General features: G+C 47.1%; 1 pseudogene. It reads right to left on the minus strand.

Annotated elements, in window-relative coordinates:
• Nucleotides 1-145 precede the first annotated feature (145 nt).
• A pseudogene (locus tag R7P64_RS24455) lies at nt 146-571 on the minus strand (hypothetical protein); the annotation flags it as partial.

The raw sequence follows: 571 nt of genomic DNA on the forward strand, positions 1-571 counted from the left end.
TGCAACTCAACACCATGATTGCGTTGAAGATCGTAAATATCCTGAGCGAAAACGTGACGACTTACGAACAGACTCAAACAAACCACTAACCATGCCACTATCCGTACAGGAAGTGCAAAAGAGGTAACGCGATGGACATTCATCATCATTGGGCCGCCTCCTCTGTATTGTTTTCCGTTGTCGTAGTTGAGCTACCCGTTGTTGGCGAGCGTAATTGAATTTGGAATTTAGCGCGTAAGAAATACTTCGGATCCGCTTCGACTCGCTTTAGCCACTTGTCGGCTAATTCTTGGCTACCTAAGATGTCGTCTGCGCTTAACGTCTCTTTAATCATCAACTCTGCTGACGTTTGTTCATCCGCTCCTTCTGCGGTTTGAGGGTTGTCGCCTAGCTCGGTTGACGCCTCTTGCTCTGTTCCGGCTTGACTTTCACTCATCTGATTTATCTCATCGACGATGCCAGCAATCACTTTCAAGTTGTGCTCAACATCAGGTCTTAACGACTCGTTCAACGTTGGCTTGCTGGCTAAGGATTTTAACAAGTCGCGAGCAGCCAAATATTCACGTTGGCG

Origin of the sequence: Vibrio sp. 2304 (genome assembly GCF_033339475.1) — a bacterium.
GTDB classification, from domain to species: domain Bacteria; phylum Pseudomonadota; class Gammaproteobacteria; order Enterobacterales; family Vibrionaceae; genus Vibrio; species Vibrio alginolyticus.